This is a genomic window from Streptomyces sp. NPDC087428, assembly GCF_044744085.1.
Taxonomy (GTDB): Bacteria; Actinomycetota; Actinomycetes; order Streptomycetales; family Streptomycetaceae; genus Streptomyces.
In genome coordinates this window covers 127,527-141,674 of record NZ_JBIUXR010000020.1, presented here as the reverse complement: position 1 = coordinate 141,674, position 14,148 = coordinate 127,527, and the positions used below count along the sequence as shown (strand labels likewise).

The window sequence follows — 14,148 nt, the reverse complement described above, 5'->3', positions numbered from 1 at the left end:
GCGGGAGGCGCGCAGCATTGACACTCAACCGAGCAACCTGGTCAGTGTGCCATACGGGGTGTGAGCCTGGCCAATCGGCCGGGAATCTTACCCCCCGGGGATGAATGGTCAAACGCGGGCACGCCTCCACAACCCCCGTTCTCCTCCCCCCGGCGGCTAAATCGGTCGAGTACCGCAGCTCACCGCCCCTACAGTGACCGGCCGGGCAAGGCGTCGTCACCGGGGGCAGAGATCATGCGCACGCACTATCCGCGGACACCGCACCTGCCCTGGTCACCGGGGGCCACCACGGACGACGTGCGCCTCACGGACCTCGCCGGACTCACCGGTACGGAGGTCGTGGTCACCGAGAAGCTGGACGGCGAGAACACCACGCTGTACGCCGACGGACTGCACGCCCGCTCCCTCGACTCCGCGCACCACCCCTCGCGGGGCCGCGTCAAGGCGCTCCAGGGACGCGTCGGCCCCCGCATCCCGGCAGGCCGGCGGATCTGCGGCGAGAACGTGTTCGCCCGCCATTCGATCCCGTACGAGGACCTGGCGGGCCACTTCTACGGCTTCTCCGTCTGGGACGGCGACCGCTGCCTCGGCTGGGACCGGACCGTGGCGTTCCTGCGCGACCTGGGCATCCCGACCCCGCCGGTGCTGTGGCGCGGGGTGTTCGACGCCCGCGCGGAACGGACGCTGCGGGCGCTGCGCCCGGACACCGGACGCCAGGAGGGTTACGTCGTACGTCCCGCGGAGGGCTTTCCGGCCGCCGCGTTCGGGCGGCGGGTGGGCAAGTGGGTACGGCCCGGCCACGTCCGTACGGACACCCACTGGATGCACGCCGCGGTGGTGGAGAACGGGCTGGGGCCGTCCGCCGCCCTGTGGGACGTGCGCTCGGGCGCTCCGGTGGACCCCGCCGCCCTCGCCACCGCCGTGGGAACCGCCCCCGGCGACGCCCCGGCCGCCCGCGCGACGGCCGACGCCCTGGACGGGCTGAGCCTCACCGGCGACGACCGGCTGGCCGGGGTACTGGCCGTCCTGCTGCACCGCACCCGTCGCGCGGCCCTGGCCCCCGCGACGGCCGGCCCCCTCGGTATGCCGCTCGCCCGCCGCATCGCGGACCTCGCCGGGCTGGCCCCCTCGCTGCACCGCCCGTACCCGGACGAGGAGCGCCGCGGCGGACTGGCGCGGATGTCGCTCGCGGCCGGGCTGCCGGTGCTGCACGCGGTGGCCGGCTCACTGGCCACCACCCCGGAGGCCCGCGAGCAGGTGGAGTGGTCCCGGCTGCACGCCGAGGAGGTGTGCGAGCCGGACGGGCTCCGGGAGGCGTTCGCCGGTCTGGAGCGGGAGGCGGCCGACCGCTGTCTGGCGCAGGCCCGTCAGGCGTACGCCCTGGGCCGGATCAGTACGGCGCGGGAGGCGGTCGCGGCGACCTGGCGGTGGCGCGACGGGGACTTCCCCCGGCTGGTCCACCTGGTCGGCCCGTCCGGCAGCGGCAAGAGCACCTTCGGGCGGGGCCTGCCGGGCACCGACACCTATGTCTCCCTGGACGACCTGCGCCTCGCCCGCGGCTCCCGCGCCGACCAGAGCGCCGCCGCGGACGTCCTGCGCGAGGGGCTGCGCCGCCTGGAGGCGGCGCTGGTCCCCGGTGCCACCGTGGTCTGGGACGCCACCTCGCTCAACCCGCACCAGCGCAACCTGGTGCACGCGGCCGCACACCGCCGGGACGCGCTGGTCACCCATGCCGTGGTCTGGATCGGCGAGGAGGAACTGACCGCGCGCAACGCCCGGCGTGCCCATCCGGTCCCCCCGGAGGTGCTGGCCTCCCAGCTGCGCCGGTTCGTACCGCCGTACCCGGGCCAGGCGCACCGCACCTGGTACATCGGCACCAGCGGAACGGTGGAGGACCGGGCCTGATGCGTACGAGCGAGGAGATCTACCACCGGGTCCGCTGGGACCCCCGGTTCGACCCGGCGCGCTTCGTCCTGGGCGTCGCCCAGCGTTCCGCCGCCCCCAAGCGCGTACCGCTGGAACGGTTCACCCCCGGCGGGGACATCCCCTGGCACCGGGTGCTGTTCTTCGAGGCGGACGGCGAGACGGTGTGGGACCGGTCCTCGGGCACCGACCGGATCGACGCGACCGACGCCGGCCGGATACGCACTCCGCGCAGGCTCCCGTCCCCTTACTTCACGTCCCGCACCCCACACGCCTTCTCCCCTACTACGGGCACCTGGGAACCGGCACCGGCCGGACCGCCGAGCCCGGTCGCCCCGCTGACCGTCCTCACCTGGAACACCCTCTGGGACCGGTACGACAGCGACCGGATCGACACGGCCCGCCGCCGCCCCCTCCTGGTGGACGCCCTGTACGCGGCGGACACGGACGTCATCGCGCTCCAGGAGGCGGAGCCCGCGCTGCTGGACCTGCTGCTGGGGACCGGCTGGGTGCGGGACGGATACACACTGGCCACGGACCCGGCGGGCCGGGACGCGGCGGACTGCGGTCTGCTGCTGCTCAGCCGGCTCCCGGTGCGCGAGGCGGGGCTGCACGTCCTGGGCCCGCACAAGGCCGTGGCCGCAGCGGTCGTGGAGACGGGCGACGGGCCCGTCACGGTGGCCGTGACCCACCTCAGCAGCGACCACTCCCCCGCGGGCGCCGCCCGCCGGGACACCGAACTGGCGGACCTGGCAACGGGTTTGGCCGGCGTCGAGGGCGAGGTGCTGCTCGTCGGGGACTTCAACGACGGCGGCGACCGCCCGCAGACCCGGCTGGCGATGACGGACGCCTGGCACGAGGTGCACGGCCCCGCCGACGGGACCCCGACCTTCGACCCGTCCGTCAACCCCCTGGCCGCCGTCTCCTCACTGGCGGGCCGCGTCTCCCGGCTGGACAGGGTGCTACTGCGCACGGACCGGCTGCGGGCCCGGTCGGCGGAGCTGACCGGCGACGCGCCGGGTCCGGACGGGCTGTACGTCTCCGACCACTACGGGGTACGGGTGGGGCTGGGCCCCACCCCACCGGTCGCCGATACCGACTGCCTCGCGCGACGCGTCGCCGCGGCCCTCCCCGGCGCCCGGGTCCATGTCGTCGGCTCCCGGCGCACGGGCTGCGCGCTTCCGGGCGCGGACCTGGACCTGGTGGCGGCACTGCCCGGCACGCCCGACCCCGTCCTCCTCCGGCAACGGCTCGCGGCCGCGCTCCCGGAGGCCCGGGAACTCCGCGAGGTCACCGGCGCCCGGGTGCCCGGCCTGCGCTGGCACCTCGACGGCCTCCGGGTGGACCTGGTCACCGTGGCGACCGGGGCGCTCTCCCCCGCCGAGGCGGTCGACCGCCGTGCCGAACTGGGCGAGGCGGCGGCCGTCGCGCTGAGCGCGGTGAGCGACGCGGAGGCGGTACTCGCGGCGGCGGAACCCCACGGGGCGGCCTTCAGCGACCTTGCCCGGGACGTGAAGGCGTGGGCGAGGGCCAGGGGCCTGAACTCCGCGCCCTGCGGCGGGCTGCCGGGCCTCGCCTGGACCGTCCTCGCGGCCCGTACCGCGCACGAGGCGGGCGAGCTGCCACAGCTCGCGCTGCTCCGGCACTTCTTCGCGACCTGGGCGGCGTGGGACTGGGACGAGGCGGTGGGACCGGCCGCGTCCGCCGGGACGCCCGTCACGGTGCTGACCCCGACGTCCCCCGTACGTTCCTGCACCACGCAGGTCTCCGCCGCCGGCCGCGATCTCCTGGCTGCCGAGCTCTACCGCGCCTGGGAGATCCTGGAGTCCGCCGAGGACGGCGACGACCCGCGCTCCCGGCTGTGCACGCCGCCACCGCTGCCCGAGCAGCACACCGCCTGGGCCCTCGCCTCCGTCCACCCCGGCCCCGACCAGGGCCGGCTGCGCGGCAGGCTCCTCGCTCTGACCACCGCCCTCGCCGACGCGGGCGCCGCCGACTGCCGCGTCTGGCCCCGCCCACTCACGGCCGACGGCCGCACGGGATACGCGATCGGGCTGGGCGCGACGCCCCCGGACGGGCCCCGGCTGGCGGAGATCGGAACGGAGCTGCTGCGCGGAATCAGGGGCGCCTCGCTGGCACCGGTGGGGCTGTCGGCGCTGCGATCGAGCGGGGACCGGGCGTTCGCGGACGGGCCCGTCTGAAGTAACGCGTACGTACGTAGGGGGATCAGCGCCCGGCGGCGTAGGGGACGAAGCCCGCCCACGCGCCCTCGCCGAAGGCAAGCCGTGGCCCCGGCAGGTTCTTCGAGTCGCGGACATGCACTGCGTCGGGGGTGGTCGCGACCTCGACGCATTCGTTGCTATTGCTGCTGTCGCTGTAACTGCTCTTGAACCACTCCAGCAGGGAAGCGTCTCCGGCAGAGGTCTCGCTGATCATGTCTCTCCCAGCAGTTGCTCGATGAAGGCCAGCGAGTCCCGGAGGCGGGAAATTACTCAGCGGCGGCGTAGGACACAAAGCCCGCCCACGCGCCCTCGCCGAAGGCAAGCCGTGGCCCCGGCAGGTTCTTCGAGTCGCGGACATGCACTGCGCCAGGGGCCGCCGCAACCTCGACGCACGAGTCCCCCTCACTGCTGCTGCTGTAGCTGCTCTTGAACCAGGCCAGCTCGGAAGCGGCCCCAGCAGAGGTCTCGCTGCTCATGTCTCTCCCAGCAGTTGCTCGATGAAGGCCAGCGACTCTCCTGGCGGGAGAGCCTGGGCCCGGATCATCCCACAGCGCAGCTCCAGGATCCGGAGCTGCTTCGGGTCGAATACCGGCCGGCCAGCGAAGGCACCATCCGACCGTCCCACCGCAGTGCCATCCTCGAACTTCAATACCTCGACCCCGCCATCCATTCCCGCGTGGTCCTCGCGGCTGGTCGGCATCACTTGAATCTCGACATTCCGCAACTGTCCGACCTCCAGAAGCCGTTCGAGCTGGTGGCGCAACACGATTGTGCCCCGATAGGACGGCGTAGGGTCACCTCCTCCTGCACGAAGCTGAGCGTGGGAGCGGGCGACCTCTCGAAAATGCGCTGCCTGGCCATGCGCGCGGCCAACACTCGCTCCACTTCGTCCTCCGAGTACGCAGGTCGCCTCATCTCGAACAAGGCCCGCGCATACTCCGGCGTCTGCAACAGGCCGTGGATGTTGTGGTTGCTGTACAACTCCATCTCAACGGCCCGCTCCTCCATCTTCGCCAATTCCCGGATCTTCTTCGGGTACCTGACCTCCGCCACATCCCGCTTCATCGCGGCGATCTTCCCGTCCGCGCCCAGCACGTCGTCCGCCCGGTCCAGGAACTCCGGGCGAGGGATGCGCCGCCCGCCCTCGACCTTGTAGACCAGGTCCTCCCCGTAACCGATCGCCGCCCCGAACGCGCCGGCCCGCATCCCGGCCGCCTCCCGCCAGGCCTTGATCTGGCGCCCCACGGCGGCGATCACCGCAACACCCGGCTCGTCGTCGGGATCGACGTCCCAACCGGGCTCGTCCGCCCCGCCGCCGCCCTGCTCCGTACCGATCCCGTCCACACTCATCCGTGCCCCACTTCCGACGTGCGTGCCGTTCTTCCTCAACCGCCTCTGTTCCCCGCACGTCACACCGGACAGCCGGGACAGCACTGGACAAGCCCGGGACAATCACCGTACGCAAGGGCTCCGTCACTGGGCACGGCACGCAGGACCGGCCACGCTGAGTGACGTGAACCAGAAATCCGCCACCCCCCAACGCTCCACCGCCGAGCGCACGTTCACCGTGCGGCTCTCCCCCACCCGCCGAGGGGCCCGGCTCGCCCGCCTCCTCGCGGTGGCCCATCTCGGCCTCTGGGGGCTGCCGTCCGAGTCGGCGGCGTACATCGTCGCGGAGCTCGCCGCCAACGCCACGGTCCACGGGCGCGTACCGGGACGGGACTTCCAACTGCGCCTCACCGTGCACGCGGACCAACGGCTGCGGATCGAGGTCACGGACACCCGGGGCGACCGCCTGCCCGTCGCGGCGGTCCCGGACCGGCACGCGGAGAGCGGGCGCGGCCTGCTCATCGTCGAGGCCCTCGCCGACCGCTGGGGCATCATCCCGGGCCCGGGCCCGGTCCCGCGCAAAACGGTCTGGGCGGAACTCGACCTCGTACCGTGACCGAACCCACCGGGTCGCGGGCGCCCACGACGTCTAAAGGCTTTTAAAGAACTCGGGAAAACAACCCATCCAAACCACACCCGACCCCGTCCTGACCTGCGTCACTCGCACGGGTGAAATATGGCAACTGGGCTGGATTTGGGCCGGGTTGGCTGGCATATGCTCGCCGCGACCACCACAGAACGAGACGGCCCCCGGCGAGACGCGAATCTCAACCAGGGGCCTGACCACGAGGAAGTAGACCCTTCCCGATGGATACCCAGCAGGTTATCGCGCCCCCGTGCGCACCGCCCAGCTCCCCCGACTCCTCCGGCACCCGGCCCGACGTCACGCCGACATCCGGCGTCCTCCACGTCAACGTCCGCCACGTCTCCGGCTTCACGGTCATCGGCAATCACCTCGCCCAGCACCACGAGCTCTCCCTCGTCGCGATCGGGCTCGCCGCACACATCCAGTCACTGCCCGCCGGAGCGAAGGTCGGCATCAAGGTGCTCACCGACCGCTTCCCGGAGAGCGAGGCCCGCATCACGGCGGCCCTGCACGAGCTGGAAGCGGAGGGCTACCTGCGCCGCGGCCGCGTACGCCTCCCCAGCGGCCGCGTGGTCACTCGCACGGTCTCGTACAACCAGCGTCCACGACCACAGCACGGCAACCCCGGCCCCAGCCCCGCCGCAGCACACCGCCGACCGCACCCACCGCCCCACCGCCACGCGAGGCCACCCCACCCGCCGCGCCTCCGCCGCCCGCGCCCGTCCACGTACCGCCGCCCACCGCCCCCAGGACACCGCCCCGGCCACTCCCCCAGCCGCACGCACCGACCGAGGAGCTGCACCGGGCCACTTCCGCGCTCCTGGCCGACCTACGCCGCCACGTACCCCAACTCGCCCTCACCGGGGGCGACATCACCACCTTCGCCCCCGGCATCACCACCTGGCTGGAAAGCGACACCCACCCCGACACCATCCGCCACACCCTCACCAGCGACCTCCCGGCCCCCGTCAAGCACCCGGCGAAGCTCCTGCGCCACCGGATCACGACCCTCCTGCCGCCCCCGCTCCCCGGCACCGCCGACCTCACCCCGCCCCGCCGCCGGACCGTCGTCATCCCACTCCAGAACTGCGACACCTGCGAACGCGCCTTCCGCGCCCCGCACCCCGGCCACTGCCGAGACTGCCGAACCGAACACCCGGCCGTCACGCACAGCGCCGCATGACACAACATCCACCCTCAACCCCGAACGGACCTACATGGTCAGCTCACCGCACGAGGCAATGCACCGCATCTTCCAGGAGTACCCGGGCCTCTTCTCCCGCGTCTCCGAAGTGCTCGGCATCGACATCCCCCACCCCACCTCAGCCACCGTCCTGCCCACCGACCTCACCGAAGCCAAACCCGTCGAACGCCGCGTCGACACCCTCCTGCGCATCGAAACAGAAACCGACGGCCCCTACCTCCTCGCCATCGAAGCCCAGGGCAAGAAGGACCGGCGCAAGACAACCAGCTGGCCCTACTACGTCAGCTACCTCCACAACAGATACGACGGCCTGCCCGTCCTCCTCCTGGTCGTCTGCCAGGACCACACCACCGCCCAATGGGCCGCCCGCCCCCTCACCATCGGCCTCCCCCAATGGCCCACCCTCACCCTCAACCCCCTCGTCGCAGGCCCCCACAACATGCCCGTCATCACCGACATCGCCGAAGCCCGCAAAGACCTCGCACTCGCCACCCTCGCCGCCATCACACACGCCGACAATCCGGACGTCGGTGCCATACTGAAAACACTCTCCGCCGCACTGCGCGAAGCACCCGAAACCATCGCCGACCCCATCGTCGAACTCACCGCACAAGGCCTGGGCAACCGCCCGGCCGCACAACAATGGAGGAACCTGGTGGCCGTGGATACCTCTTTCTACAAGTCCTTCATGTCAGAAGAAATCCGCGACGAAGGCCGCGCAGAAGGACGAGCCGAAGGCCTCCTGCTCGTCCTCGAAGCACGCGGCATCGCCCTCACCGACGAGACCCGCGAAAAGATCACCACCTGCACCGACCCCCAGCTCCTGCACCGGTGGCTCCACCGCGCCACCACTGCCAGCACCGCCGAAGAGGTCGTCGCCGAGGACCACTGAAATCGGCCCTTGAACCGCTCAGGGTCTGAGCGCGCATGCCTCCGCGCCCCTTGGTCGGTCCCTGCCTGGGCCGGGACCGACCACCCTCCACCGGACTCCGGGCCAGTTGCCGTGATCTTGCTCAGACTGCACGCTTCCAGATCTCCGTCCACCGCTCGGCTCTGGCCACATGGACATTGCGGTTGGCGGCGGTCCGCTCCGCGCTGAGACTCACCCCGCATCGCGGGCACAGCCGGTACACGAAGTACTCGGATCTCCAACGAGTCGGCGCCTCGTCCATGCCGCAGACACGGCACCACGAGGGCATTGCCGTACGCGGTACTGCCGAGCGGAGTACGCGTTCCACCACTACCGGAAGCAATTCGTCGGGATGGGACTCCGGATTGGGACAGTAGGCCAGACCTCCTGGCGAGAGGTGTCCCGGCTCCCTCCAGCTGCCATCGCTCTTGGGTCGGCGCAGTCCGGCGGCCTTCTCCTGCCGACGGCGCACGACAAACGCGGCCTCGTCCGCCAGCCAGTGCCGGCGGGCCTCGTGAAGCTCCTCCACCGCGCGGATCAGCGAGGCCGGATCCTTCTCCAGATCGGCGGGGATCCCTGCGCTGCGACACAGGTGGTGGTACGTGGCGCGGAAGCCATAGGGCGCGAAAGCGACCAGACAAGTCCGCAGCGCGGAGTGACGAGCGTGTACGGGTCGGCCCGTGTCGTGCACTCGCCCACGATGAGTCTCGAAGCTGGCCATCCGCGTGAGAATACGGTCGCGCCCAGCACCCTCGCATTCGACTATTGATGCCAAAAACTGGAGAGCGCCGGAGCGCAGGTGCCCTATAGGCTCACCCGCGGGACGGGGCGCGTAGCGCAGTGGTCGTCGCGCCTTCACCTCATGTGGGAAGACGCCGGTTCGAATCCGGTCCGCCCCGTTCCACCCGTACATGGTCGCCATCGGCGCGACCAAGGCCCTCGACCTCATCGACTCGGCCCCGCTCCGCCTGTGTGCGGTCCGCGGCGTGACACCAGGTCGAACGCGAGGAGTTGGCAGGGCTGATGAGCACACCCGAACCACTGACCGACGAGGCACTCGCCGAAATCGAGGAGCTCACCGAGGCGACGACGATGGGCCATGGGCCTCGTCGCCATCAGCACCGTTCCCGACACCGGGCGCGATGAACACCGGCCGGACTTCGACCACCACCAGATCGTGGCGGCCTCCCTCGTCCAACAGCCGCGCTATGTCGATGTCGCAGACGCACACTGGGACGAGAACGCCCGGTTCATCGCCAACGCCCGCCAGGGCATCCCCCGCCTGACCGCCGAGATCCGCCACGTCCGCGCTCTGCTGAGTGCCGGCGACCCCGCCGAGGCCGTGTCCGCAAAGGGCCACTGACCCGAACCCGGATTCCGGCTCTGACAGAATCCGGCCATGCATGTACGTACCACTCAGGCGTGGGCCCTGCGCCCCGCCACCCCCGAGGACGTCGACGCCATAGCCGATCTCAGGGCCATCGTGATGCGCCCTGACCTCGTCCGCCTGGGGCGGTACGACGAGCACCGGGTGCGCCGGCGGCTGCGGGACTCCTACCTCCCCGAGTACACCTCGGTGATCGTCGTCGACGGCCGCTTCGGCGGCTGCGTCACCCTGCGGCCGGACGCGGACGGCCGGTGCCTGGAGAGCTTCTTCCTGGCCGAGGAGCTCCAGGGCGGCGGCATCGGCTCCGCGGTCCTGTGCGAGCTGCTGGCCCGTACCGACGCCGAAGGGATCCCGGTCCGGCTCAACGTGCTCCAGGGCAGCGCCGCCCGGCGGCTGTACGAGCGGTACGGGTTCACCCTGGAGCGCGAGGACGCGGTCGACGTCCATATGGTGCGCGAGCCCGGCGGCACCGTCTGAGACACGCTCGGCAGCATGGGCAGGGCGGCGCGGCTCTCGATGCCGCCCGCTTCGGACGCGAGTGCCGCGCGAGGGCCCGTCAGGGTCACGGGCACCCTCCGCCGCACGGCCGGCGTCGCCGAGTGACGTAAGACAGCCCCGCCCGGGAGGGTGCTCAGCCTCCTTCGAGTTCCTGGCGCACGGTAGCGGCGATGCGGGTGAGCGCGGCCTCGGCGTGACGGCGCTGAACGGCGCTGAGCGGATCGAACACGAGCCGCTTCACCTGCGCGACGTGCGCCGGTGCGCTCTCGGCGAGCTTCTGCCGGCCGGCGCCGGTCAGGGCGCCGAGGGTGTACCGGCCGTCACCGGGATCGGGCCGACGGGCGACCCAGTCGCGGGCCTCGAAGCGGTCCATCACCTTCGACAGGCGGGGCTGAGTGCTGTCGCAGACCCGGGCCAGGTCGCTGAGCCGCATCGTGGACTCCTCCGCCATGGACAGCTGGGCCAGGACCCCGTACTCGAAGTTGGAGATGCCCGCGTCCCGCTGCAACTGGCGGTCGAGGGCCGCCGGTAGGGCGATGACGACCGTGAGGAGCGCCTGCCACAGGTCCTGCTGGTCGTTGTCGAGCCAGGGCGACTGAGTGTCCATGAGCCCCATCCTACTTGCCCAGGCAACTCGCATCACTTGCCTGGGCAAGTCCCGCCGGGTTAGCTTATGACTTGCCCAGGCAAGTAACACGACTTTCCGGGGCAAGCGAAGGAGTTGAATTTCGATGACCGCCACGAGCAGCGTGGCTTCCCTCTTCCCGTCGCGCAGACCAGCCGCGGCATACGACGACCTCCTTGCCCGGGTCCTGCCACAGGCAGCCGAGCACCGGACGTGGACCCCCTCCGACGGGCCGCTGCCCAGCCTCTTCGTCAGCCACGGGGCCCCGTTCACCCTCGACGATCCGCAGTGGCTCGGCGACCTCTTCGACTGGGCGCGGTCGATGCCCAGACCGCGGGCCGTCGTCGTCGTCTCGGCCCACTGGGAACGGGCACCGGTCGCGATATCCGGAGCCGCGGCCGGCACCCCGCTCTTCTACGACTTCAGCGGCTTCCACCCCCGCTACAAGACCCTTCCCTACGCGACCCCGGACGCCACCGACCTGGCTCGGCGGCTCAGGGGGCTGCTGGGCCGGACGCCGGTGCACGAGTTCGCCGACCGCGGCCTCGACCACGGCGCGTTCATCCCGCTCATGGCCATGTATCCCGCGGCCGACGTCCCGGTCGTGCAGCTGTCGATGCCCAGCCTCGACCCCGGCGCCCTGCTCGAACTCGGCGCCCGCCTGCGGCCCCTGCGCGAGGAAGGCATCCTCGTGCTCGGCTCGGGCTTCATGACGCACAGCTTCGCCGTCTTCCACCGGCCGGAGCTCGCCGCCGCCACCGCGGCCTTCGACGAGTGGGCCGTCGACGCCCTCGCCCGGGGCGACGCCGACGCCCTCACCGACTACCGAGACAAGGCGCCCGGCGCCGCGGTCGCCCATCCGACGGCCGACCACTTCGTCCCGCTGCTGCTCACCGTCGGCGCCGCCGACGACCCCGGCAGCGCCGTGAGCGCCATCGACCGCATGGTGATGGGCAACTCCACCCGGTCGCTACAGCTGACCTGAGCGCCTCGACGCGCTCCGGCAGAACATCCCGTACCAGACACCTCGCTTCACACACCCTGAAGGAAAGCGCCATGAAGGCAATACGTTTCCACGAGTTCGGCAACAGCGACGTCCTGCGCTACGAGGACGTCGACCGCCCGGTCCCCGGCGCCGGGCAGGTGCTGGTGCGGGTGGCGGCCACGTCGTTCAACCCGGTCGACGACCACATCCGCGCCGGCGTCATGGCCGAGATGCTCCCGATCGCCCTCCCGTACGTGCCGGGGATCGACCTGGCGGGCACCGTCGCCGAACTCGGCGCGGACGTCACCGGCCTGGAGATCGGCGACCGCGTCGTGGCGATGCTGCCCCTCGACTCCGCCGGCGGCGCCGCCGAGTACGTGCTCGCCCCGGCCGAGTCCCTGGCCCCGGCGCCCCGGACCATCGAGCTGGTCGACGCCGCGGCGCTGCCGCTGACCGGTCTGGCTGCCTGGCAGACGGCGTTCGAACTCGCCGGGCTCAAGCCCGGTCAGACCGTCCTGATCAACGGGGCCGGGGGCGCGGTGGGCAGCCTCGTGGTGCAGCTCGCCGTCGACGCGGGAGCGCACGTGACCGCGGTGGACGCCCCGCAGCACGCCGACCGCCTTCGGGGCTACGGCGCGGACCGGGTCGCGGCCCCCCTCGACCTCGCCGCGGGCCCGGCCGCTGTGGGCGGTCCGTTCCAGGTCGTGGTGAACCATGTGCGGGTCTCCCCGGAGGAGCTCGCGCGGCTGACGGACTACGTCGCCGACGGCGGGGTCGCCGCCAGCACGGCCGGTCCGGTTCCCGAGGACCCCGCCCGGGGAGTGCGCAGCGCGAGCCTCTGGGTCCGCAGCGACGGAGCCCAGCTGGCCGAGCTGGTCGCCAAGGTGGATGCCGGCACGCTCAAGGTCCACGTCGCCGACCACCGCCCGGTGGCCGAACTCGCCGCCGTGCACGCGGACGCCGGCGCCGGGCGGCTGTCCGGCAAGACGGTCCTGCTCGCCCCCTGACCCCGACCGCACCCGCGACAGCGGGCCCGCCCGGCACCGGGGCCCCACGCAGAAGGGCCCCCTCCCACCGCTTGCGCGACGGGAGGGGGCCCTTCTTGGTGCTCTGTGCGGAGCTACCAGGTCAGACGCTCAAGTACTTACTTGAGGATCTTGGTGACCTGGCCGGCGCCCACGGTCCGGCCACCCTCACGGATGGCGAACTTCAGGCCCTCTTCCATGGCGACCGGCTGGATCAGCGCGACGTTCATGAGGGTGTTGTCACCCGGCATGACCATCTCGGTGCCCTCGGGGAGGGTCACAACGCCCGTTACGTCCGTGGTACGGAAGTAGAACTGCGGGCGGTAGTTGTTGAAGAAGGGGGTGTGACGGCCACCCTCGTCCTTCGACAGGATGTAGGACTGGGCCTCGAACTCGGTGTGCGGCGTGACCGAACCGGGCTTGATGATGACCTGGCCGCGCTCGACGTCCTCGCGCTTGATGCCTCGGAGGAGCAGACCGACGTTCTCACCGGCCTGGCCCTCGTCGAGCAGCTTGCGGAACATCTCGATGCCGGTGACCGTGGTGGTGGTCTTCTCGGTCTTGATGCCGACGATGTCGACGGTCTCGTTGACCTTGAGGACACCGCGCTCGATACGACCGGTGACGACGGTGCCACGACCGGTGATCGTGAAGACGTCCTCGATCGGCATGAGGAACGGCTTCTCGACGTCACGCTCGGGCTGCGGGATGGACTCGTCGACGGCCTTCATCAGGTCGAGGACGGTCTGGCCCCACTCCTTGTCACCCTCAAGAGCCTTGAGCGCCGAGACCTTGACGACCGGAAGGTCGTCGCCCGGGAACTCGTACTCGGAGAGGAGCTCACGGACCTCGAGCTCGACGAGCTCCAGGATCTCCTCGTCGTCCACCATGTCGGCCTTGTTCAGCGCGACGACGATGTACGGAACGCCGACCTGGCGGGCCAGGAGCACGTGCTCCTTGGTCTGCGGCATCGGGCCGTCGGTCGCGGCGACGACGAGGATGGCGCCGTCCATCTGCGCCGCACCCGTGATCATGTTCTTGATGTAGTCAGCGTGACCGGGGCAGTCGACGTGCGCGTAGTGACGCGACTCCGTCTGGTACTCGACGTGCGCGATCGAGATGGTGATACCGCGCTGGCGCTCCTCGGGAGCCTTGTCGATCTGGTCGAAGGCCGAGGCCTCGTTCAGGTCCGGGTACGCGTCGTGCAGCACCTTGGTAATGGCGGCCGTGAGGGTCGTCTTACCGTGGTCGATGTGACCGATGGTGCCGATGTTGACGTGCGGCTTAGTCCGCTCGAACTTTGCCTTCGCCACTGGGTCCTCCTGCGGAGTGGTTCTGTACGCCTTGCTTCATCGGCGCCAGGTGATCTTTGCTGGGATGCCGGGACCCGGGGG

Annotated in this window: 13 protein-coding genes, 1 tRNA gene and 1 pseudogene; 9 read left to right on the top strand and 6 right to left on the bottom strand. The window is 71.2% G+C overall.

The window, feature by feature from the left end:
- The first annotated feature begins 234 nt into the window (after positions 1-234).
- Positions 235-1,905 carry an RNA ligase family protein gene (locus ACIO3R_RS34665; protein ID WP_402110983.1) on the top strand — a complete coding sequence of 557 codons (1,671 nt, stop codon included), beginning with the start codon at positions 235-237 and terminating at the stop codon, positions 1,903-1,905.
- On the top strand, positions 1,905-4,124 hold the full coding sequence (locus ACIO3R_RS34660) for an RNA repair domain-containing protein (RefSeq protein WP_402110981.1): 2,220 nt from the start codon (positions 1,905-1,907) through the stop codon (positions 4,122-4,124). The genes ACIO3R_RS34665 and ACIO3R_RS34660 overlap by 1 nt, the downstream gene beginning before the upstream one ends.
- Positions 4,125-4,149: 25 nt before the next feature.
- Here the strand turns inward: ACIO3R_RS34660 and ACIO3R_RS34655 are convergent, their stop codons facing one another.
- The 3 genes and pseudogenes from ACIO3R_RS34655 to ACIO3R_RS34645 form a co-directional block, all read right to left on the bottom strand.
- Positions 4,150-4,359, bottom strand: coding sequence for a DUF397 domain-containing protein (locus ACIO3R_RS34655; protein ID WP_402110980.1), 210 nt, complete (start codon positions 4,357-4,359; stop codon positions 4,150-4,152).
- 52 nt (positions 4,360-4,411) lie between these two features.
- Positions 4,412-4,621 carry a DUF397 domain-containing protein gene (locus ACIO3R_RS34650; protein WP_402110978.1) on the bottom strand — a complete coding sequence of 70 codons (210 nt, stop codon included), beginning with the start codon at positions 4,619-4,621 and terminating at the stop codon, positions 4,412-4,414.
- Positions 4,618-5,495 (bottom strand): annotated as a pseudogene (locus ACIO3R_RS34645) (helix-turn-helix domain-containing protein). Before ACIO3R_RS34645 ends, ACIO3R_RS34650 begins: the two are co-directional and overlap by 4 nt.
- Positions 5,496-5,658: 163 nt before the next feature.
- Between ACIO3R_RS34645 and ACIO3R_RS34640 the strand changes: the two are divergent.
- Positions 5,659-6,090 (top strand): ATP-binding protein, encoded by a 432-nt coding sequence (locus ACIO3R_RS34640; RefSeq protein WP_402110976.1) that lies wholly within the window; start codon positions 5,659-5,661, stop codon positions 6,088-6,090.
- A 1,247-nt stretch (positions 6,091-7,337) separates the two neighbouring features.
- The gene (locus tag ACIO3R_RS34635) at positions 7,338-8,216 is read left to right on the top strand and encodes a hypothetical protein (RefSeq protein WP_402110974.1); all 879 of its coding nucleotides are present in this window, start codon (positions 7,338-7,340) and stop codon (positions 8,214-8,216) included.
- Positions 8,217-8,337: 121 nt separating this feature from the next.
- On the opposite strand, the gene ACIO3R_RS34630 is transcribed toward ACIO3R_RS34635, so the two are convergent.
- Positions 8,338-8,955: a hypothetical protein gene (locus tag ACIO3R_RS34630; RefSeq protein WP_402110972.1), complete on the bottom strand. Its 618-nt coding sequence runs from the start codon at positions 8,953-8,955 to the stop codon at positions 8,338-8,340.
- A 104-nt stretch (positions 8,956-9,059) separates the two neighbouring features.
- Between ACIO3R_RS34630 and ACIO3R_RS34625 the strand changes: the two genes are divergently transcribed.
- The 3 genes from ACIO3R_RS34625 to ACIO3R_RS34615 all read left to right on the top strand — a co-directional run bounded on the left by ACIO3R_RS34625 (position 9,060) and on the right by ACIO3R_RS34615 (position 10,098).
- A tRNA-Met gene (locus ACIO3R_RS34625) sits at positions 9,060-9,133 on the top strand.
- 200 nt (positions 9,134-9,333) lie between these two features.
- Positions 9,334-9,597 (top strand): hypothetical protein, encoded by a 264-nt coding sequence (locus tag ACIO3R_RS34620; protein WP_402110970.1) that lies wholly within the window; start codon positions 9,334-9,336, stop codon positions 9,595-9,597.
- A gap of 36 nt (positions 9,598-9,633) precedes the next feature.
- Positions 9,634-10,098: a GNAT family N-acetyltransferase gene (locus ACIO3R_RS34615; RefSeq protein ID WP_402110968.1), complete on the top strand. Its 465-nt coding sequence runs from the start codon at positions 9,634-9,636 to the stop codon at positions 10,096-10,098.
- 154 nt (positions 10,099-10,252) lie between these two features.
- Here the strand turns inward: ACIO3R_RS34615 and ACIO3R_RS34610 are convergent, their stop codons facing one another.
- Positions 10,253-10,726 (bottom strand): MarR family winged helix-turn-helix transcriptional regulator, encoded by a 474-nt coding sequence (locus tag ACIO3R_RS34610; protein WP_385035131.1) that lies wholly within the window; start codon positions 10,724-10,726, stop codon positions 10,253-10,255.
- A gap of 124 nt (positions 10,727-10,850) precedes the next feature.
- Between ACIO3R_RS34610 and ACIO3R_RS34605 the strand changes: the two genes are divergently transcribed.
- Together ACIO3R_RS34605 and ACIO3R_RS34600 are read left to right on the top strand one after the other, a co-directional pair.
- The gene (locus tag ACIO3R_RS34605) at positions 10,851-11,729 is read left to right on the top strand and encodes a DODA-type extradiol aromatic ring-opening family dioxygenase (RefSeq protein ID WP_402110966.1); all 879 of its coding nucleotides are present in this window, start codon (positions 10,851-10,853) and stop codon (positions 11,727-11,729) included.
- A 71-nt stretch (positions 11,730-11,800) separates the two neighbouring features.
- Positions 11,801-12,736 (top strand): NADP-dependent oxidoreductase, encoded by a 936-nt coding sequence (locus ACIO3R_RS34600; RefSeq protein ID WP_402110964.1) that lies wholly within the window; start codon positions 11,801-11,803, stop codon positions 12,734-12,736.
- A 137-nt stretch (positions 12,737-12,873) separates the two neighbouring features.
- Here the strand turns inward: ACIO3R_RS34600 and tuf are convergent, their stop codons facing one another.
- Positions 12,874-14,067 carry an elongation factor Tu gene (gene tuf, locus ACIO3R_RS34595; RefSeq protein ID WP_073732686.1) on the bottom strand — a complete coding sequence of 398 codons (1,194 nt, stop codon included), beginning with the start codon at positions 14,065-14,067 and terminating at the stop codon, positions 12,874-12,876.
- Between the last annotated feature and the right edge of the window lie 81 nt (positions 14,068-14,148).

Bases quoted from the DNA above. Each gene is read 5' to 3' on its own strand.
- ACIO3R_RS34665 (WP_402110983.1), top strand. From the start codon at position 235: ATGCGCACGCACTATCCGCGGACACCGCACCTGCCCTGGTCACCGGGG.
- ACIO3R_RS34660 (WP_402110981.1), top strand. From the start codon at position 1,905: ATGCGTACGAGCGAGGAGATCTACCACCGGGTCCGCTGGGACCCCCGG.
- ACIO3R_RS34620 (WP_402110970.1), top strand. From the start codon at position 9,334: ATGGGCCTCGTCGCCATCAGCACCGTTCCCGACACCGGGCGCGATGAA.
- ACIO3R_RS34650 (WP_402110978.1), bottom strand. From the start codon at position 4,621: ATGAGCAGCGAGACCTCTGCTGGGGCCGCTTCCGAGCTGGCCTGGTTC.
- ACIO3R_RS34630 (WP_402110972.1), bottom strand. From the start codon at position 8,955: ATGGCCAGCTTCGAGACTCATCGTGGGCGAGTGCACGACACGGGCCGA.
- ACIO3R_RS34605 (WP_402110966.1), top strand. From the start codon at position 10,851: ATGACCGCCACGAGCAGCGTGGCTTCCCTCTTCCCGTCGCGCAGACCA.
- ACIO3R_RS34635 (WP_402110974.1), top strand. From the start codon at position 7,338: ATGGTCAGCTCACCGCACGAGGCAATGCACCGCATCTTCCAGGAGTAC.
- ACIO3R_RS34655 (WP_402110980.1), bottom strand. From the start codon at position 4,359: ATGATCAGCGAGACCTCTGCCGGAGACGCTTCCCTGCTGGAGTGGTTC.
- ACIO3R_RS34600 (WP_402110964.1), top strand. From the start codon at position 11,801: ATGAAGGCAATACGTTTCCACGAGTTCGGCAACAGCGACGTCCTGCGC.
- ACIO3R_RS34610 (WP_385035131.1), bottom strand. From the start codon at position 10,726: ATGGACACTCAGTCGCCCTGGCTCGACAACGACCAGCAGGACCTGTGG.
- ACIO3R_RS34615 (WP_402110968.1), top strand. From the start codon at position 9,634: ATGCATGTACGTACCACTCAGGCGTGGGCCCTGCGCCCCGCCACCCCC.